The following is a 20,354-nucleotide window of genomic DNA, read 5'->3' as shown; positions in this document are numbered from 1 at the left end:
CATGGTAACGCTCTCTCCTATCCAGCAAAGGCGGCTTCGCAACTTCCGCAACAACCGTCGTGGTTTCTGGTCCCTGTGGCTATTCCTGGCCCTTTTTGGGCTCTCGCTCATCGCCGAGGTGATTGCGAATGACGTGCCACTGGTCGCTTATTACAAAGGGGATGTTTACTTTCCGATCGTGGAAAGTGTGCCCGAGGAAACGTTCGGCGGGTTTCTGCCCACCGAAGCCGACTATCGCGATTCGTTTATTGCCAATGAAATCGAGGCAAACGGCTGGATGATCTGGCCACCCATTCGTTTTAGTTACAACACCACGAACTATAACCTTGAGGTGCCGTCACCGGCCCCACCCAGCGCTGAAAACTGGATCGGCACCGATGACCAGGGCCGAGATGTGGCCGCGCGGGTGATTTATGGTTTCCGCATTTCCGTCCTGTTCGGGCTTGTGCTGACCATTCTCAGCTGCATCGTGGGCGTGGTTGTCGGTGCTATCCAGGGCTACTACGGCGGCAAGGTTGATTTGCTGGGGCAGCGGTTTATCGAGGTGTGGTCCGGGCTTCCAGTGCTCTACCTGCTGATTATCCTGTCCAGCATCGTGCAACCCAATTTCTGGTGGCTGCTTGGCATCATGCTGTTGTTCAGCTGGATGGGGCTGGTGGACGTGGTTCGCGCGGAATTCCTGCGCGCCCGTAATTTCGAATACGTAAAGGCTGCGAGAGCCCTGGGGCTGGGTAACCGCAAGATCATGTTCCGCCATATCCTCCCCAACGCCATGGTGGCCACCCTCACCTTTCTACCATTCATCCTGACCGGCGCGATCACCGGGCTGACGTCGCTGGACTTCCTGGGCTTTGGCCTGCCGTCCGGGTCACCCTCCCTGGGCGAGCTGATCGCCCAGGGGAAATCCAACCTTCATGCCCCGTGGCTGGGTATATCGGCGTTTGTGTCCCTGTCCATCATGTTGACGCTGCTGGTATTTGTCGGTGAAGCCGTCCGTGATGCCTTCGATCCGAGAAAGAACTGATATGTCGCAACTGCTGGAAATCCGGGATCTGTCCATACGTTTTGATGACACCATTCAGGCTGTGGATCAATTGTCGCTGAGCATCGACAATGGTGAAACTGTCGCTCTGGTGGGAGAAAGCGGTTCCGGGAAGTCCGTGTCCGCCCTGTCGATTCTCCGGCTTCTCGACGAACGCCACGCCAGCTATCCGTCCGGCGCCATCCTGTTCCAGGGAGAGGACATGTTGAAGGCCAGTCAGAAGCGCCTTCGACAGATCCGCGGACGTCACGTCAGCATGATTTTCCAGGAGCCAATGACCTCGCTCAATCCACTGCACACGGTGGAAAAGCAGATCAGTGAAACCCTTGCCCTGCATAAGGGGATGCGTGGCCCACAGGCCCGTGCCCGTTGCGTGGAGCTATTGGAGTTGGTCGGTATCCCCTCGCCTGAGGAGCGATTGACGAGCTACCCTCATCAGCTCTCCGGCGGTCAGAAGCAGCGGGTGATGATTGCCATGGCCCTCGCCAATGAGCCGGACTTGCTGATCGCAGACGAGCCCACAACAGCACTCGACGTCACGGTCCAGAAGCAGGTACTGGAGTTGTTGAAGGACCTGCAACACAAACTGGGTATGGCGATCTTGCTGATTACCCACGACTTGTCCATCGTGCGGCGCTACGCAGACCATGTCGTGGTGATGGAACAGGGCCAACTGATCGAGGAGGCACCGACAGCGCAGCTGTTTAAAGCCCCACAGCATGCTTATACCCGAAGCTTGCTGGACGCAGAGCCTCCTGCCTCGCCGTCGGGCACCATGGTCGACAACAGGTCGCTGCTGGATGTGAGCAATCTTGATGTTCGCTTCGTCACCCGCAAAAGCCTGTTTGGTCGGCCTCAGTCATGGTTTCAGGCGGTCGACGACGTCAGCTTCTCGCTCACCGAGGGCGAAACCCTGGGTATTGTTGGTGAAAGCGGAAGCGGCAAGACCACCATCGGCCACGCCCTGCTGAAACTTACCTCCAGTCGCGGCAGCATTCGGCTCAGTGGTGAAGAACTCGGCCAGCTCGACCAGAAACAGTTCCGGCCATGGCGCAGCCGTATCCAGATCGTTTTCCAAGATCCCTTCGGCAGCCTTAGCCCGCGGATGTCAGTCGCCGAGATCGTGCGGGAAGGCCTGGAGATACACGTACCGGCGACACCCGAAGAACAGGACCGGAGAGTCATACAGGCGCTCACAGACGTCGGCCTCGACCCACTGGCCCGTCACCGCTATCCCCATGAGTTCTCGGGTGGCCAGCGCCAACGCATCGCCATTGCCCGGGCGCTGGTTTTGCAGCCCGAGCTCATCATCCTGGACGAACCCACCTCTGCTCTGGACCGGACCGTGCAAAAGCAGGTGATTAACCTGCTACGGGATCTACAGGACAAATATGGTCTAAGCTATGTGTTTATCAGCCACGATCTGGCCGTGGTCCGGGCGCTGAGCCATAAATTGCTGGTACTCAAGGACGGTCGGGTCGTGGAATACGGCGATGCCGCCGAGATATTCAATACACCAAAGCACGATTACACCCGTGAACTGCTAGGGGCGGCCCTGTTCTACAGCCAATAGAGGGCTGCGACAGGCCCACGCCCGATCACTACGACCAATTGAGCGTTACCCGCACCGCTGCGGTTCATGGATAATGCCTTAAACTGAAACACAGGGAGAATCGTTATGGGATTACTCAGTGGCAAAAAAGCACTGATTGTCGGCGTTGCAAGCAAACACTCCATCGCTTATGGCATCGCGGAAGCCTTTGCCAAGCAGGGCGCCGAGTTAGCATTCACCTACCAGAATGAAAAGCTCAAGTCCCGGGTAGAGAAATTTGCCGAAGGCTGGGGCAGTTCGCTGATTTTCCCCTGCGATGTCGCCAGCGATGACGAAATAGAAGCTGTGTTCACCGAACTCGGCAAGCACTGGGACGACATTGACATTATTGTCCACTCTGTCGGTTACGCCCCGGCCAATGAGCTGGATGGCAACTACGTGGACGTCACCACGCGGGAAGGCTTCCGCATCGCCCACGACATCAGTTCCTACAGCTTTGTTGCCCTGGCCCAGGCTGGTCGCAAGATGATGCATGAAAACAGCTCCCTGCTGACCCTTAGCTACCTGGGTGCGGAAAAAGTACTGCAGAACTACAACGTCATGGGACTGGCCAAGGCTTCCCTTGAGGCGAACGTTCGCTACATGGCCGGCAGCCTGGGGCGTGATGGTATTCGGGTGAATGCCATCTCAGCGGGGCCCATCAGGACCCTGGCGGCCTCTGGCATCAAGAGTTTCCGCCGTATGCTGGCCGAAAACGCCAGGCGGGCACCGCTTCGCCGCAACGTGACCACTGACGAAGTGGGTAACGCCGCTGCTTTCATGTGTTCCGACATGGCCAGCGGCATTACCGGTGAAATCATGTACGTTGACGCCGGCTTCAACATTACCGGCATGGGCGAGTTGGAAGACTGAACCTATCCGCTTTTTCCCGGCAGGGCTTGCGGGCCTTGCCGGGGCGATTCACCCCTCAGACATCGCCTTTGCGACGGCTTCCACCCACTCCAGATACGACGTGTCATCCGACTCCAGTATCTGAAGCCCCACCAACCAACTGGTTTCAGTGCTTGCTCGACACCAGACAACCTCCGCCATCAGACCGAACGGCTCATTATCATCCTCCAGGGTGACCCAAGCGGGAAGCAGCGCACCTCGGATTACCGGTTCTGCGGTCGTCAACCGAATTCCACGGGCGGAGACATCGCGGGTGCGTGATACCAGCGTCCGTCCAGACTGACCACCTTGGGCCTCCGGAATCGGTGATTCAAGCTCCAGGGTCACACTTGCACTCGCCGTCAGCCGGTATTCAGAACGATTATCCCCGGCTTCCGGAGCGTCGTCATAGTCGCCAAACCTGTAATCAATATCGCTCATGATCATTCATCCGATACTATTTCATCCGATCAGTTTCGACCAACCCTGATTCGGCCGACCACTCGTGACAGGGCGTCATCAAAATCTGCGGAGCTTCCCAGCACACGTACCCGGCCCATCACCACGTGATCCACGAGCTCATCCACCAGGAATTCACGACGATTAAGTCCCAGCCGGTCCACAAACACCAACTTCCGGGAGGCATTGATCCGCACAGCCAGCTTCAGGCGAACGGCATCCTTGCCCTCACCAGTGCTTTCCTCGACGATCCAACCGCCCAGCTTGATGCCTTCTACCAGTTCCCTCGCAGCGGTTTCCCGCTCTAGCAACAAGCGCTGCTGCTCGGCTTCTTTGTCGGCGGTGCGTCGATCGTCCGCCTCTTTTTTCTGCCTCGCGAGTTCGGCCTGCCTGGCGGCTTCCTCCTGTTGGCGCAATTGTTCCGCTTCCGCCTTTTCCCGACGCAAGGATTCTGCCCGGGCTCTCGCCTCCTTGGCGGCTTCTTCCCGCAGCAACGTCTGACGTGCAAGCACCACAGATAACGAGGTAATGGTTTCTGCCAGTACCTGCCCAAAGGGGGTTAAAGGCGGCAATGGTCGGAGGGTGCCGCTATCGAGAGCCGTGGAGAACCTTGACCAGGGCATCAGCCCCAATTTGACCCCGGCACCATTGGTCCAAAGCACCTCGCAGGTATCCGGCAGCAGGGCGAAGAAAAACCGACGTCGCTCCGCGGCGCCCTCGCCTTCCACAAACCAGTTCCCCAGCAAGGGCTCAAACTCGGTTTCAGGCGGTGCGGAAAGCGACAACCAGGAAGAATCCCATGAGAAACGATCGTCCTCCGGCAATGCGGAAACCAGCTCGGGTGTTTCACCTCTCAGACGATCCACCATAACCGACTGGACGCCCTGCAGTGCCACGTCATCCAGGGGTTTTTCATTGACGCGATTCCAGACATCGCTGATCCGGTCGCCAATCTGTTCCCCCACCGTGTAAAGGCGGTTCCTGTCCTTGTCGGAAAGTGCCGGATCGCCAATCCAGACAAGCCATTCCAACAGTTTGCTCGCATGCCGCCAATTGTCGCCCTCGGTGCCTTCCTGCCAGACGATCTGCTTGATCAGCGCAAACCAGTGGTCAAAGATAAACCGGACCACGGCCTGCGGCAGTTGACGATTCTGAAGGGCTCGGCCCACCACTGCCCTCGCCGTCTGTTCCGCCTTTCTTTGGCGGGCGGCACCCTGCTCCGTTTCCAGCAACCGCTGACGTAAACGCTCATTCTGCTGTTCGCGCTTTCCCGCATCCTCTTCCCACTGACGGCAGAATTCGACAACCGGCCCAACGTCCCCGGAATCGAAACAGCCGGAAACCGCTATGGTCAGTGAATCCAACTGGTCCAGCAGGGCTCTCCCTGAGCGCCCGCCGGAACCACTCCATCCCCTGCAGTCCTGCAGGCTGTCAAGCCAGTGCACGATGGTATCGTTCAGCGCTCCGGCTCCCTCAAGGTTCATTCGCCAGGCGAGAAAGAACCGAAGGCGGGCAATTCGCAGGGCCAGTTCGGGATGGAGACCGCTGGTTTGGAGAAACACATCCATGATTCGGTCCGCCACATAGGCGGAATTGATCTGCCTGACCGACCAGGTCAAAGAGACCGAGCGGATAACGCGGGTAACGGGCTCATCCCGCTGCTCCGTCCAGCAGGACAGCAACAGTGGCCGCCAGTCGCTGGCCGTGTCTGCAGCAACCTTGCCAGCAGGATAGGGAAGATCGGGTACACGAATGCCTGAGAGCACGTCCCCAATCTTCTTCACGACCTGTTTCCGGGACAGTACCTTGCGCTTTTTCTGCGTGCTCTGCTGCATCCGTTCCCCGCGCGTCAGAAGCGTTGAAAAGGTTCATCAAATAACGCAGTATAACCAACTCGCCGGGGTTTACCGCAACTAAGCGCCGGCCAGTCTTGTTTTATGCGACGGGGATGACAACAGAATGTCGGGCACCAAACTAGAGAATCTGAATGTGGCGAGTCAGGAACCTTTGATTACCCCTGAAGCGCTCAAGCAGGAGATGCCACTTTCGGGCAAAGCCGCGGAAACCGTGGAGAAAGGCCGAAAGGCCATCTATGACATCATGGACGGCAAGGACCATCGCCTGTTTGTGGTGGTAGGCCCCTGCTCCATTCATGATGTCGAAGCTGCCCGGGAATACGCCGCCAAGTTGAAGAAACTGGCAGACGAAGTCAGCGATACCCTGCTCATCGTCATGCGGGTATATTTCGAAAAGCCCCGCACCACCGTAGGCTGGAAGGGTCTGATTAATGACCCGCACCTCAACGACACCTTTGACATCGAACAGGGCCTGCACATTGGTCGCCGTCTGCTTCTCGACATCTCCGAGTTGGGACTGCCAACCGCCACGGAAGCGTTGGACCCTATCTCCCCGCAATACCTGCAGGATACGATCTCCTGGTCCGCCATTGGTGCGCGCACCACTGAATCCCAGACTCACCGGGAAATGAGCAGCGGCCTTTCCATGGCCATTGGCTTCAAGAACGGTACCGACGGCAGCCTGGATGTTGCGGTTAATGCCATGAAATCGGTCTCTCACCCCCACAGCTTCCTGGGTATTGACCAGCAGGGCAAAGTCGCGGTCATCCGTACCCGAGGCAACAACTACGGCCACGTGGTTCTGCGCGGCGGCGGTGGTAAGCCCAACTACGACTCGGTCAGCGTTGCCCTGTGTGAGCAGGCATTGGAGAAATCCAAACTGCGCCAGTCGATCATGGTGGATTGCAGCCACGCCAACTCAAGCAAGGATCCGGCCATCCAGCCACTGGTCCTGCAGGACATTACCCACCAGATCGTTGAGGGCAACCAGTCCATCCAGGGTTTGATGGTGGAAAGTAACCTGAACTGGGGCAATCAGTCGATTCCCGACAATCTGGCTGATCTTAAATACGGCGTGTCCGTAACGGATGCCTGTATTGACTGGGAGAGCACTGAAAAGGCCCTGCGCGATATGCGGGAAAAACTGAAGGACGTTCTGCCGAAGCGTCGGGGCTGATTTCAGCCCCCGACCCAGTCGAGCCTGCTTCTCAGAGTCACCACGTTGCCGATGATGACCAGCGTGGGGGCAGGCACGGCATTCTTCTCTACCCTTTCCACGATGTTTGTCAGGTCCCCCGTCACAACCTGCTGGTGGGGCGTTGTCCCTCTTGAAACGAGCGCCACCGGCATCTCCGGAGACATACCGTGCGCAGTCAGTTGCTGGCAGATAATCGGTAGCCCGACCAGGCCCATGTAGAACACCAGGGTCTGGTTGTTCTGGACGAAATCTTTCCAAGGCAAATCGCAGGTATCGTTCTTAAGGTGGCCGGTCACAAACCGTACCGACTGGGCATGGTCCCGGTGGGTGAGCGGAATGCCGGCGTAGGCGGCGCATCCGGAAGCAGCGGTAATCCCGGGCACCACCTGGAAGCGCACACCGGCCGCTGCGAGGGTTTCTATCTCCTCGCCGCCACGGCCAAAAATAAAGGGGTCACCGCCCTTGAGTCTCACCACCTTGCGTCCCTCGCGGGCGAGCTCCACCAGGCGGCTGTTGATCTGATCCTGAGGCAAGGTGTGGTTAGCACGCTGCTTACCCACATGAACACGTTCGGCGGATTCGGGAATAAGTGACAGGATTTCCGGCGACACCAGGCGGTCGTATAACACCACTTCCGCTGACTGGATCAGGCGCCACGCCTTCAATGTCAGCAGTTCCGGATCACCCGGGCCGGCACCGACGAGTGCGACCTCCCCTTCGGAGTTATTCGGGTTTTCCGTTACCGGATTCTTTTGGTACCGAACTGGTGCAGGCTTTGCACCAACGCCCTTCCATGGTGCATCGTCGAGTCTGTCACTCATTGTATTCTGTCTACGCCTCCCATATACGGTTTAAGGACCTCGGGAACCTGGATGCTGCCGTCTTCCAGCTGGTAATTTTCCATCACCGCAATCAGCGCACGGCCAACGGCAAGCCCCGATCCGTTCAAGGTATGAACGGGTTCCGGCTTATTGGTTTCCGGGTTACGCCAGCGTGCATGCATGCGCCGTGCCTGAAAATCCCTGGCGTTGGAGCAGGAGGATATTTCGCGGTACTTGTCCTGGCCCGGCAACCAGACTTCGATGTCGTAGGTACGTGCGGCGGCAAACCCCATGTCGCCGCCACAGAGGTCGACCAACCGGTATGGCAGCTCAAGGAGCTGCAGTACTTTTTCAGCGTGCCCGGTCAGCGCCTCGAGCGCCGCTTCGGACTCCTCGGGCCGAACCACTTGCACCAGCTCCACCTTGTCAAACTGGTGCTGGCGGATCATGCCCCGGGTATCACGGCCGTAAGAGCCAGCTTCGCTACGGAAACAGGGGGTGTGGCAGACCAGTTTCAGGGGCAGTTCGGACGCATCAAGAATGGTATTGCTAACCAGGTTGGTAGCCGGAACCTCCGCCGTGGGAATTAGATAAAGAGGCTTCTCCCCGTCCATGCGAAAAAGGTCTTCCTCGAACTTGGGAAGCTGGCCTGTACCAAAGAGCGTATCTGCGTTTACCAGGTACGGCACGTAGGCTTCCGTATACTCATGCTCGTCCGTGTGAAGGTTGATCATGAACTGGGCAAGCGCCCGATGCAGGCGGGCAACCGGGCCGCGCATTACCGCAAAACGGGAATGGGCCAGCCGAGTAGCGGTCTCGAAATCCAGGCCGCCCAGCGCTTCTCCCAATGCAACGTGGTCCTTTGGTTCAAAATCGAAGCGCTTGGGGGTGCCCCAGCGACGAACCTCAACGTTATCGTCTTCGCTGTCTCCGGCCGGCACGGTATCGTCAGGCAGGTTTGGTATGCCAGCGAGGAAGTCGTTCAGTTCCTCCTGTAGTACCCGCAACCCGTCTTCCGCTTCCGACTTCTGTTTCTTCAGGTCTTCCACTTCGTCCAGTAACGGTTGGATGTCTTCACCGGCCGCCTTGGCTTTGCCAATGGATTTGGACCGGCGGTTCTGCTCCCCCTGCAAAGTTTCCGTTTTTACCTGGATCGCGCGACGGCGCTCCTCAAGCTGATCGAAAGTGGCTTTGTCAAAGGCGTACCCCTTGATGGCAAGGCGACGGGCGATCTCTTCAGTCTGGGTGCGGACACGTTTGGGATCGAGCATGATTATCCTGTTTCTGTTGTTCACGATTAACTGGGCATTATACCTGCGCGGCCGGCTATGACCACAGCGGGCTAAAGCGGCTGGCGGATTTCAGCGTTGCGGGTAACGTTTGCGGTCGCTGTTGCGGTTCCAGTCGTCGAGCCGGTCACGCTTTTCGGCGAGTTTGATTTCCAGGCCCCGATGGACAGGCTCATAGTAACGGCGCTGGTAAATGGCCTCGGGGAGATAGGATTCTCCGGCGGCGAATGCTTCCAGCTCGTCATGGGCATAACGGTATTCGTCACCATGACCCATGGACTTCAACAGTTTGGTGGGGGCGTTGCGGAGGTGTACGGGCACCTCATAGTCCGGGTCCTTGCGGATATCGGCCATACACTGGTTAAAGGCGGAATAGACCGCGTTACTCTTGGGCGAAAGGGCAAGATAGGTAACTGCCTGAGCAAGCGCCAGTTCGCCCTCGGGGGAACCCAGTTGCTCCTGGGCCTCCCAGGCGTCCATGGCAATCTGCAGCGCCCTCGGGTCGGCATTGCCTATGTCCTCGCTGGCAATTCGCGCCAGGCGCCGGGCCACATACAGCGGATCACAACCGCCATCCAGCATGCGACATAGCCAGTACAGGGAGCCATCGGGGTCGGAGCCCCGCACGGACTTGTGGAGTGCCGATATCTGGTCGTAGAAAACGTCGCCACCTTTATCGAAACGCCTCAGGCTGGTTTGCAGGACCTGTTCCAGATGATCAGAGGTGATTCTGGCGGCACCATTTTCATCGGACTCGGCAAGATCCGTTGCCACTTCCAGAATGTTCAGCGCACGCCTGGCATCGCCGCCCGACGCGGTTGCCATCAATTCCAGGACGCTGTTTTCCACTGTGAATCGCCCTGCCAGCCCCTCCGGTGAGGACAGGGAACGTTCAAGCAGTTCCAGAATGTCTGCTTCATCAAGGTTCTTCAGTACATAGACGCGAGTACGGGACAGCAACGCGCTGTTCAGTTCAAAAGAAGGGTTCTCGGTGGTGGCACCGACAAAGATGAAGGTACCGTCTTCAATGTGGGGAAGAAACGCGTCCTGCTGGCTTTTATTGAAACGGTGAACCTCATCGACAAACAGCAGGGTATCGCGACCTTCGCTGCGCTTGCGTTCTTTCGCCCGCTCCACGATAAGGCGAATATCCTTAACACCACTGAGAACGGCCGATACGGTCTCAAAGCTGAGATCACTGAGGTTCGCCAGCAAGCGGGCGAAGGTGGTCTTACCGACACCCGGAGGGCCCCACAGAATCATCGAGTGGAGCTGTCCCTGCTCAACCGCCCTGCGGAGCGGCTTGCCCTCGCCCACCAGATGTAACTGGCCGACGTACTCATCAAGATTCGCCGGGCGCATTCGCGCAGCCAGCGGGCGGAAACCCTGCGGTTCCGCGAACAGGCTATCCTGCATCAGGCCCCGTCCCGGATCACATCCACGCTGTCAGGGTAATTCAGGGTAAACGCATTGTCCTCCACCGGGGCATTCAGGCGAATGTCCTCGAAACTGAGAACGCTGAGTTGTGCCAGTGAATCCTGCATACGCATTTCCTGCAGCTCACCGTTATAGAAGGTCAGTCTCAGGGATACGAACAGGGAATCCTCGCTTCGCGGCTCCAGGGTGAACTCGCGGGTGCCCTCTCCGGGTGAGCGGGAGGACACGCGGTAGGTCTCATTGAGATTATCAACCTCGCCACTGAGCAGAAGGGCCGGTGTTGTCTGAACACGCTCGTCCAGGTTGTGGATGGTGACCTGTTCGAGGTCCGGATCATAGACCTCCACCGTTTCGCCGTTGCTAACGACAAACTGGGAATGGGGTTCACGAGTTTCCCAGTAGAACAACCCAGGGCGTTTGGCCTTCAGGGAACCCCGGCTCTCCTGAACGCGGTTGCCATTTTCATTCACCACGATCTGAATAAAGTCGGACTGGAAGGATTCGTAATTCTTGAGCAACGCAGACAGATCCGCTGCGGCCTTTGCACTGGCATCTTCCGCCATGGCTGGCGTGCCCACCGATATCAGGGCGGAAAACGCGGTGATCAACCAAAGGGCTTTTGCTGAAACTCTCATGAATCGCTACTCCTAATCTCTCGGTGGCGGTGGTGCCAGAACTTCCCGGGCGCCATTGTGCCCGGCTGCGCTGACCACACCGGATGCTTCCATGGCGTCGACCAGGTTGGCGGCCCGGTTATAGCCGATCTTGAATTTACGCTGTACGGATGAAATTGAAACCCGCCTACCTTCGGTGACAAAGGCAACCGCCTCATCGAATAGCGCATCTCCCTCACTGTCGCCCCCACCTTCGCTCAGGTTAGGCACGCCAGGCAGGTTCTCGCCTTCGGCCCCGTTCAGTACATCGTCCACATAAACGGGCTCGCCGCGATCCTTCCAGGCACTGACAACGCGGTGGACTTCGTCATCGTCGACGAAGGCGCCATGCACCCGCACCGGCAGCCCGGAGCCCGGGGGCAGGTAGAGCATGTCACCGTGTCCCAACAACTGCTCCGCCCCGCCCTGGTCCAGTACCGTGCGGGAATCGATCTTGGACGACACCTGGAACGACATCCGGGTCGGAATGTTGGCCTTGATCAAGCCGGTGATAACGTCCACAGATGGCCGTTGCGTCGCAAGGACGAGGTGGATGCCTGCGGCACGGGCTTTCTGGGCGATTCGCGCAATAAGCTCCTCGACCTTCTTGCCGACGATCATCATCATGTCGGCAAATTCGTCGATGACCACCACGATGAACGGCAGGGTTTCCAGTTCAGGGCGTTCCTGCTCGTCGTCCGCCAGGTACTCATCCGGTTTCCAGGTCGGATCGAGCAGTGGTTCACCTGCTGCGGCTGCATCCCTAACCTTACGGTTGTAGCCAGCCAGGTTGCGTACTCCCAGGCTCGCCAACAGCCGATACCGGCGCTCCATTTCCGCCACACACCAGCGCAGCGCGTTGGCCGCGTCTTTCATATCGGTGACCACCGGCGCCAACAGATGCGGAATACCATCATAGATGCTCAACTCAAGCATCTTGGGGTCGACCATGATGAAACGAACTTCTTCGGGAGTGGCTTTCAACAGCATGCTCAGTATCATGGCGTTGACGCCCACCGACTTGCCGGAACCGGTTGTGCCGGCCACCAGCAGGTGGGGCATCTTCGCCAGATTGGCCACCATTGGATTGCCGCCAATATCGTTACCCAACGCCAGGGTCAAGGCAGACGAAGAGTCCTGGAACACCCGGGCGTTCAACACCTCACTGAGCCGGACCATTTCCCGCTCTTCGTTCGGTATTTCGATCCCCACTACCGACTTGCCCGGAATCACCTCAACCACGCGAACACTGAGGACCGCCAGGGAACGGGCAAGATCCTTCGCCAGATTGGAAATCTTGCTGACCTTGACGCCGGGCGCGGGTTTTATCTCAAACCGGGTAATAACCGGCCCTGGGTTAACCTCGACCACTTCCACGGAAACGCCGAAATCCGCGAGTTTTTCTTCCAGCAACCGCGACATGTGTTGAAGCGACTCCTCGGAATAGCCCCTTTCCTTGTGCTCCTCCGGCGGGTCCAGAAGGGTAATGGGCGGAATGGTGCTTTCAATGTCTTCCAGCAGAGACGCCTGCTTGCTTTTGACGCCATTGGTGCCGCCAGCAGACTGATCATCCCGCTTGAACGGAGATATTTTCAGGGATTTCCCGGGAGACTTGGAATTCCCCTTTGCCGACGGTTTGGCCACCGGTGTCGTGTCATCCTGGGAGCTGAAGCTTTCCAGCCGCGCCGGTTCGGCATCATCAACTGGCAGTATTCCTTCCAGGCCCGGCTCTTTTCGCTCCGGGCGGGGTGTTGATGCTTTGGCTTTATCGGCTCGGGGCCTTAGGCCCAGCAGGCGCCGCCACCAGGATTTGCCTGTCGCAGGAGATTTTTGGGTTACCACCTTGTCCCGCACCGTGGGGGGCTCTGGTGGCTTCTTCGCAGGTTCGGGCGCGGCCGGGGCTTTAGCCGCTGGCTTGGGCTTTTCCTTGCCGGAAGAGGAGAACAGATTCTTGGTGCTGTTAACGGTACGGAGCGTCAGGTTGCCAACCTGATCCATCAACCAGAACCAGGACAGCCCGGTGCTGACCGTCAGCGCAAACAGGAAAATTGCGATGAGCAGCAGGGTCGTGGCCGGCAGGTTGAAAAAGCGCACCATAGCTTCGGACACCGCAGCGCCTAGCACCCCGCCGGACGTCACCCCTAGCCCGAACACCGAATAGAGCGACAATAGACTGGTGGCCGACAGCAGAATCAGCAGGAAACCGCCGAACCGCAGCAGGAACAGCGGCATGTGCATGTCGATGGAGTCATTGCGGCGGCGGATCAGCATTAACGCATAGCCAGCGATCATTACGGGAAACAGAAAGGCGACGTGGCCGAAAAAGTCACGCAGAAGACTGGCCAACCAGGCACCGGTTCTGCCTGCGTAATTTTGCACACTGGTGTCGTGCCCGATGCTGGCCCAACCAGGGTCCGAAAGGCTGAAGGTAACCAGCGCCATTCCCAGGTAAATGCACAGGGCGATTAGGGCGATCACCGCGCCTTCCCTGGCCCCCTGGGCCAGGAAGCGACGGAACCGCTCCTGTTTTTCGGTCAGCTCACCGGATTTTTTTGCTTTTACGCTCTCAGCCATGAATGCTCAGACAGTTCCCTGACGGTAATTTTCAAGAGCCTCAAACCCGCGTTGCAGATCGGTCTTGAGATCCTCAATGGCTTCAATACCCACCGAGATCCTTACCAGATTTTCGGTAATGCCCGCCTGTTGCTTGTCTTCGGGGGACAGGCGGCCGTGCGTGGTTGTAGCCGGATGGGTAATCGTGGTTTTTACGTCGCCAAGATTGGCGGTAATGGAGATCATCCGGGTTGCATCGATGAACGCCCATGCCTGTTCCCGGCCACCTTTGACAGTAAAGGCAAGGACACCACCAAACCCGCTTTGCTGGCGTTTCGCCAGTTCATGCTGTGGATGGTCAGGCAAACCGGCATAGAATACCTGGTCCACCGCGCCCTGCCCTTCAAGCCACGTTGCCAACTCTAACGCATTGTCACAATGGGCGCGCATACGGATTGGTAAGGTTTCCAGGCCCTTAAGGAAAACCCATGCGTTAAATGGGCTCATGGTGGGACCGGCAGAACGAAGGAAACCGTAAACCTCCTCCATCAACTTGTTGGGACCAACAACCACACCGCCGACACAGCGCCCCTGGCCATCCAGATACTTGGTGGCAGAGTGAATGATGATATCGGCACCATGCTCAAATGGGCGCTGCAGCACGGGTGTACAAAAACAGTTGTCCACGACGAACAAGGCGTCATTCGCCCGGGCCAACCCGGACAGTGCCTCCATGTCGGCGACTTCGCACAACGGGTTCGTTGGCGTTTCGATGAACAGCATCCGGGTTTCAGGGCGCACCGCAGCCTGCCATTGCGACATATCCGTCAGGCCCACAAAGGTGGTGTCCACACCGAACTTCGCCAGGTACTTCTGAAAAAGCACATTGGTGGTGCCAAACACGCCCCGCGAGCAAATCACGTGATCACCCGCTTTCAGCAGCGCCATGCAGGTCGCCAGGATGGCCGCCATGCCGGACGACGTCGCTACAGCACGCTCACCGCCTTCCATCGCCGCAATACGGGATTCAAACGCCTGTACCGTGGGATTGGTAAAACGGGAATAGATATTGCCCGGCTCCTCACCACCAAACCGGGCCGCTGCCTGTGCGGCACTGCCATAGACGAAACTCGACGTTGGGAAAATCGCGTCGCTGTGCTCCAGTTGACCAGTACGGATCTGACCGGCACGGACCGCGAGGGTGTCCACCGCCATGCCCTCAAGATCCGACTCGGGGATCAGAACATGCTCTTCGCGGCTATACGTCATGACAAGCTCCTGTTTATGGCCATGCTGGGTCAGTCTTCGTCGTTATACAGATCAATAATGCCGTTGTCGGAAGAATCTCCGGCGCCGGCCTGGGACATGTTCTCGTCATTGCGGGCCGCCTCCAGTTTATTGAGATAGGCTGCGTCCACATCACCGGTGACGTAATTGCCGGTAAAAACGGAACACTCCCAGCCCTCGATCTCCGGATTAACGTCATTTACACAGGTAATGAGATCATCCAGATTTTGGTACAGCAACCAGTCCGCGCCGATGAGCTCGCCGATCTCCTGAACACTTCGGTCGTGGGCGATCAACTCGTTCACCGACGGCATATCAATGCCGTAGACATTGGGGTAGCGAACCGGGGGCGCTGCTGACGCGAAGTAAACCTTACGGGCACCGGCATCTCTGGCCATCTGCACGATTTCCTTGCAGGTGGTTCCCCGCACAATGGAATCGTCCACCAGCATGACGTTCTTACCCCGGAACTCGAGATCGATCGGGTTCAGCTTCTGGCGCACGGACTTCTTCCGCATCTTCTGGCCCGGCATGATAAAGGTACGGCCGATATAGCGATTCTTGATAAAGCCTTCACGGAACTTCACCCCCAGCCGATGCGCCATCTGCATCGCAGAGGTGCGACTGGTATCCGGTATCGGCATCACCACATCGATATCATGGTCCGGACGCTCCCGCAGCACTTTCTCCGCCAGGGTCTCCCCCATCCGCAGCCGCGCCTTGTAGACCGATACCTTGTCGATAATGGAATCCGGCCGCGCAAAATACACGTGCTCGAATATACAGGGGTAAAGGTGGGCTTCCTCAGCGCACTGCTGAGTATAAAGCGTGCCATCGGTTTCAATGTACACCGCCTCACCTGGCGCGATGTCTCGCACCAGTTTGAAGCCTGCGGCACTCAGCGCCACGCTCTCGGAGGCAATCATGTACTCCTCACCCTCTTCGGTCTTGCGCACACCATAACAGGCCGGGCGAATGCCGTTGGGGTCTCGGAAACCGACGATGCCATATCCGGTGATCATGGCGATAACCGCATAGGCGCCGCGGCAGCGTTTGTGCACGGCCCGTACGGCCGCAAAAATCTCTTCCTTGGTCGGGTCCAGTTTACCCAACTTCTGAAGCTCATGGGCAAACACGTTCAACAGGACTTCGGAATCAGAGTTGGTATTGATGTGGCGGAGATCGGTACGAAACAGATCACGGCTAAGGTCGTCGGCGTTGGTCAGGTTGCCGTTATGGGCCAGGGTAATACCGTAGGGGCTGTTAACGTAAAACGGCTGCGCTTCCGCCGAACTGGAACTGCCCGCCGTGGGATACCGTACATGGCCGATACCAACATTACCCACCAACCGGCGCATGTGACGGGTACGGAACACGTCGCGCACCAGCCCGTTGTCCTTGCGCAGGTAAAAGCGCTCATCCTGAAAGGTAACAATTCCCGCTGCATCCTGGCCCCGGTGTTGTAATACGGTCAGCGCGTCGTAAAGCGACTGATTCACGTTGGAAGTACTGACTATGCCGACAATGCCACACATGGATACGGTAATCTCCGAAGCGTTAATACTGAATGTTAGCGGGACGCGGAAGCGGGTTCCACGTTGTCTTCCTGCTGAGAACCGGAGGGGTTATCCTTTTCCCCGCCTGCCGGCCCGAGAAAGCGGGCAAATTCATCTCCGAGGGTTCTTCTTGACCAATCCTCCACCACGGCCAGACGGTCTATCATGACGGATGTACGCCACCAGGTGTCTTCTGACAGCGGCGTGTAGCGGGTAAGCGCAATCCCGACAATCACCACTACGACGCCCCGTAAAAGGCCGAATCCCATGCCGAGCACTCTGTCAGTGGCGGAAAGGCCAGTCGCCCTGACCAGATGACCGATCATGTTATTGATTATGGCACCAACGATAAGGGTACCAAAGAACAGAATCGCGAAGGCCGCGACAAGCCGCACAAGCGGCGTTTCAACGGTACTCTCAAGGAGAGATTGCATCTGAGGGTGGAATGTACGGGCAAGGATAAACGCCCCCACCCACGTGATCAGCGAGAGCGCTTCTTTTACAAAGCCACGCTTCAGGCTGATTAGGGTGGAAACCGTTATCAGGGCAATGATGACCCAGTCAATCCAGATCAGCGCATCCATGGAAAACCCGGTGGAAATAAGGAAGCGCGAATTCTATCAGGAAACGTCACCCGACCAAACCGCCCTGTGCGCATAAGTGACAGGAGAAGCCCGGGTTATTTGCCGCCGGAGGTGACCAGGCTGTTGAGACCAAAGGCTTTGTCGAGCGCTTGTTTTGCCCTTTCAGCCTCAGCCTTTTCCGCGAAAGGGCCACTGAAAACACGGGTCAGTTCGGTGTCACCGCGCGTAACCTGTTGCAGATGAGAGCTGTAACCCTTGTCACGCACTTCGTCACGCAACCGCCTGGCGTTGTCCCCACTGCCAAAGCTGCCCAACTGGACAACCCAGGCACCCTCAAGCGAGCGGGCATACTCCGCCGAATCGGTTTCAGCGACAGAGCCTTCTGAGCCAGCGTTGTCAGATGGTGACGATTCTGGAGCGGGTTCAGGAGAGGGTTCAGGAGAGGATTCTGGTGGATTCTGTAGTTCTTCGACCGGGTCAGCAGCGGCTGGCTGTGGCTCAGCATTCGCCATCTCGGCATCGCTTGCTGGCTGGTCATTTGACAGTTGAGGAGCCTGATCCGACTCGCCAGACGCATCGCTTTCCTCAAGCCGGTACGCCGGGGCATCGGAAAGTTCTGGCTCGGGCGCATCTACCTCGGGGAACGGCGGTTCTTCCGGGATCTTGATCGTGGTGGATTCGCGCTCAGAGTGTGGCTCATCGAACATCATCGGCACAAAGATTACGGCAAGTGACACCAGTACAAGAGCCCCGATGATTCTTTGTTTCAGTCCGTCCACGTTAGGTTGTCCCCTGTTTGTTCCTGCCCCGCCATCATTGACGACTTTCTGTGCCCGATACTAACCGCCCAATGCGGATAACTCAAAGCTTCAGCCACGGAATGAAGGATATTTAAGGCGCCGTTTCAACCAGAGTGACCCGAGCTTGCGCTACCGTATAAAAGGACCCGAATATCACCACCAAATCTTCCGGCCTGGCACCATCCAGAGCATTCTCCACAGCTGCAGCGACCGAGACAGCGGTTGTGGCTGCAGGCTGCCGAAGCAGTCCGCCAATGCGGTCAGCCAGCTCGATGCTGGACAACCCACGATGAACGTCCAGACCTGCCAGGTGCCACTCATCGACCACCGGAGCCATCGCACCGGCCACCCCCTCCACATCCTTGTCTGCGAGGGCGGCGTATACAGCAATAACGCGACCGGCCCCGGGCTCCCGCCGCCCGATGCGAGCCGCCAGCCAGTTGGCGGCGTGGGGGTTATGGCCGACATCAACCACCACCGTAGGTTGCTGCTGCAACACTTCATAGCGACCTGGCAACGTCAGCCGGGCGATAACCTGCTCAATGGCACTGGGCGCCACTTCCGGCGCCAACTGCCTTATCGCAACAACCGCTGCGGCCAGACTGTGGACGGGAAGCCCGTTGTCTGGAAGCAATACCCGGTCGCCGTAGCGCGCCTGCTCCAGCCACACGCTGCCAACGGGTGCTATGCCCGGGTCGCACGGCACCAACTGATAGGTCTCACCTTGACGCTCAAGCTGAACCTTCTGGGCGGCTGTCTGCTGCAACACTGAGGCAGGTGGATCGAAATCCGCATAAACAGCGGGTATGCCGGGGCGAAGAATGCCCGCCTTCTCAAAACCGATGACTTCACGGTTGTCTCCGAGGAAGGCAACGTGATCGATATCAACCGAGGTAATAATGGCCAGGTCCGGATCCAGTACATTGACGGCATCCAGGCGTCCGCCCAGCCCGACCTCAAGAACCCAGTCCTCGACACCCGCCTCTTGGAACAACACAAACGCAGCGAGGGTTCCGAACTCGAAATACGTCAGCGTGGTATCACGGCGGGCTTCCTCCACCTGGTAAAAAGCACGAACCAACTGGTCATCGCTGGCATCCACCCCATTGATCCGTACCCGCTCGTTATAGTTCTGGAGGTGGGGAGACGTATAGGCTCCGGTCGATCGCCCCGACGCCATTAACAACTTCTCAAGGGCCGCTACCGCACTGCCCTTTCCATTGGTACCTGCAATGGTGATGATTCGCCCGGACGGATTTCGCCGAAACAACCGCCGCAGCACCAGTAGTACCCGGTCAAGACCGAGATCAATTTCAGAAGGGTGGATCGACTCCAGGTAACCAAGCCACTGATCGAGCGTGGCTTCGCCGCCCGGCACGGGAAGGTGCCGGGCGGCGGAACTATTCTGCGGGGACATCGGTTTCAGGTCGTTCCGACACTTCAAACTCGATGGGCGCTTCCGTGGCTGGCTGGTCCAGATCGGTAAACTTGGCCAACACGGCAGCAATACGCTCGCGCATCTGATGGCGATGGAGAATCATATCGATGGCACCATGCTCCAGCAGGAACTCGCTGCGTTGGAAGCCTTCGGGCAGTTTTTCACGAACGGTTTGCTCGATAACACGGGGGCCGGCAAAGCCGATCAGAGCATAGGGCTCTGCAATATTCAGATCTCCCAGCATGGCAAGACTTGCGGATACGCCGCCGAATACCGGGTCGGTCATGACCGAGATATAGGGAATACCCTCCTGCTTCATGCGCTCAAGCACGGCAGCCGTCTTGGACATCTGCATCAGCGAAAGAATCGCCTCCTGCATCCGTGCGCCTCCGCTGGCGGAGAAACACACCAAAGGAATCCGCTCCTCCAGGCACACATTGGCCGCCTGAACGAACTTTTCACCCACGACCTGACCCATCGAGCCGCCAAGGAAGTTGAATTCAAAGGCCACCGCTACCATTGGAATATCCAGGCAGGCACCACGCATGGCAACCAAGGCATCTTTTTCACCAGTGGTTTTCTGGTTCTGGCTCAAGCGATCCTTGTACCGCTTGCTGTCCTTGAACTTCAGGCGATCCCAAGGTTCGAGATCAGCCGCAATTTCCTGGCGGCCGTCGGCGTCCAGGAAAACATCCAGGCGACGGCGGGCAGTTATCCTCAGGTGATGCTGGCACTTGGGGCACACGTCCAGATTCTTATCCAGCTCCGGCTTGTACAAAAACGCCCCACACTTGGGACATTTCTTCCACAGACCTTCAGGAACACCGGTCCGTTGTTTGGATTCCGAGCGGATCTTGCTCGGCATGATCTTGTCCAGCCAGTTACTCATGATCTCATCC

Annotated in this window: 16 protein-coding genes and 1 pseudogene; 4 read left to right on the top strand and 13 right to left on the bottom strand. The window is 57.9% G+C overall.

Annotated elements, in window-relative coordinates:
- Window position 1 precedes the first annotated feature (1 nt).
- The 3 genes from R1T46_RS13285 (at window position 2) to R1T46_RS13275 (ending at window position 3,506) form a co-directional block, all read left to right on the top strand.
- Entirely contained in the window at window positions 2-1,024 is a 1,023-nt protein-coding gene (locus tag R1T46_RS13285) for an ABC transporter permease (RefSeq protein ID WP_317305750.1), read from the top strand.
- A 1-nt stretch (window position 1,025) separates the two neighbouring features.
- Window positions 1,026-2,615 carry an ABC transporter ATP-binding protein gene (locus tag R1T46_RS13280; RefSeq protein ID WP_317305749.1) on the top strand — a complete coding sequence of 530 codons (1,590 nt, stop codon included), beginning with the start codon at window positions 1,026-1,028 and terminating at the stop codon, window positions 2,613-2,615.
- Window positions 2,616-2,720: 105 nt separating this feature from the next.
- Complete coding sequence (locus tag R1T46_RS13275) at window positions 2,721-3,506, top strand: enoyl-ACP reductase (protein WP_317305748.1); 786 nt, start codon at window positions 2,721-2,723, stop codon at window positions 3,504-3,506.
- A gap of 48 nt (window positions 3,507-3,554) precedes the next feature.
- On the opposite strand, the gene R1T46_RS13270 is transcribed toward R1T46_RS13275, so the two are convergent.
- On the bottom strand, window positions 3,555-3,965 hold the full coding sequence (locus R1T46_RS13270; RefSeq protein ID WP_317305746.1) for a PilZ domain-containing protein: 411 nt from the start codon (window positions 3,963-3,965) through the stop codon (window positions 3,555-3,557).
- 29 nt (window positions 3,966-3,994) lie between these two features.
- Window positions 3,995-5,818, bottom strand: a complete 1,824-nt coding sequence (locus R1T46_RS13265; RefSeq protein ID WP_317305745.1) for a DUF1631 family protein — start codon at window positions 5,816-5,818, stop codon at window positions 3,995-3,997.
- A 124-nt stretch (window positions 5,819-5,942) separates the two neighbouring features.
- On the opposite strand from R1T46_RS13265, the gene R1T46_RS13260 reads away from it, so the two are divergent.
- Window positions 5,943-7,016, top strand: coding sequence for a 3-deoxy-7-phosphoheptulonate synthase (locus tag R1T46_RS13260; protein WP_317305744.1), 1,074 nt, complete (start codon window positions 5,943-5,945; stop codon window positions 7,014-7,016).
- A gap of 2 nt (window positions 7,017-7,018) precedes the next feature.
- Here the strand turns inward: R1T46_RS13260 and cobA are convergent.
- From cobA to accD, 11 genes and pseudogenes are all read right to left on the bottom strand, one after another.
- Window positions 7,019-7,840 (bottom strand): annotated as a pseudogene (gene cobA / locus R1T46_RS13255) (uroporphyrinogen-III C-methyltransferase); the annotation flags it as partial.
- 14 nt (window positions 7,841-7,854) lie between these two features.
- On the bottom strand, window positions 7,855-9,129 hold the full coding sequence (serS, locus tag R1T46_RS13250) for a serine--tRNA ligase (protein ID WP_317305743.1): 1,275 nt from the start codon (window positions 9,127-9,129) through the stop codon (window positions 7,855-7,857).
- 90 nt (window positions 9,130-9,219) lie between these two features.
- Window positions 9,220-10,563, bottom strand: a complete 1,344-nt coding sequence (locus R1T46_RS13245; protein ID WP_317305742.1) for a replication-associated recombination protein A — start codon at window positions 10,561-10,563, stop codon at window positions 9,220-9,222.
- Window positions 10,563-11,219, bottom strand: coding sequence for an outer membrane lipoprotein chaperone LolA (lolA, locus tag R1T46_RS13240; protein WP_317305741.1), 657 nt, complete (start codon window positions 11,217-11,219; stop codon window positions 10,563-10,565). The genes R1T46_RS13245 and lolA overlap by 1 nt, the downstream gene beginning before the upstream one ends.
- 12 nt (window positions 11,220-11,231) lie before the next feature.
- On the bottom strand, window positions 11,232-13,811 hold the full coding sequence (locus R1T46_RS13235) for a DNA translocase FtsK (protein WP_317305740.1): 2,580 nt from the start codon (window positions 13,809-13,811) through the stop codon (window positions 11,232-11,234).
- 6 nt (window positions 13,812-13,817) lie between these two features.
- Window positions 13,818-15,059, bottom strand: coding sequence for an O-succinylhomoserine sulfhydrylase (locus R1T46_RS13230; RefSeq protein WP_317305739.1), 1,242 nt, complete (start codon window positions 15,057-15,059; stop codon window positions 13,818-13,820).
- A 29-nt stretch (window positions 15,060-15,088) separates the two neighbouring features.
- Window positions 15,089-16,612, bottom strand: coding sequence for an amidophosphoribosyltransferase (gene purF / locus R1T46_RS13225; protein WP_317305738.1), 1,524 nt, complete (start codon window positions 16,610-16,612; stop codon window positions 15,089-15,091).
- 35 nt (window positions 16,613-16,647) lie between these two features.
- Complete coding sequence (locus tag R1T46_RS13220; protein WP_292050156.1) at window positions 16,648-17,217, bottom strand: CvpA family protein; 570 nt, start codon at window positions 17,215-17,217, stop codon at window positions 16,648-16,650.
- Window positions 17,218-17,312: 95 nt separating this feature from the next.
- The gene (locus R1T46_RS13215; RefSeq protein WP_317305737.1) at window positions 17,313-17,996 is read right to left on the bottom strand and encodes an SPOR domain-containing protein; all 684 of its coding nucleotides are present in this window, start codon (window positions 17,994-17,996) and stop codon (window positions 17,313-17,315) included.
- A 112-nt stretch (window positions 17,997-18,108) separates the two neighbouring features.
- The gene (gene folC, locus R1T46_RS13210) at window positions 18,109-19,434 is read right to left on the bottom strand and encodes a bifunctional tetrahydrofolate synthase/dihydrofolate synthase (protein ID WP_317305736.1); all 1,326 of its coding nucleotides are present in this window, start codon (window positions 19,432-19,434) and stop codon (window positions 18,109-18,111) included.
- The gene (gene accD / locus R1T46_RS13205) at window positions 19,418-20,344 is read right to left on the bottom strand and encodes an acetyl-CoA carboxylase, carboxyltransferase subunit beta (RefSeq protein WP_317305735.1); all 927 of its coding nucleotides are present in this window, start codon (window positions 20,342-20,344) and stop codon (window positions 19,418-19,420) included. Before accD ends, folC begins: the two co-directional genes overlap by 17 nt.
- Between the last annotated feature and the right edge of the window lie 10 nt (window positions 20,345-20,354).

It is taken from the genome of Marinobacter salarius (genome assembly GCF_032922745.1).
GTDB lineage: Bacteria > Pseudomonadota > Gammaproteobacteria > Pseudomonadales > Oleiphilaceae > Marinobacter.
Note: the sequence above shows the minus strand (reverse complement) of the source record. Positions and strands in the feature narration are given on the sequence as shown.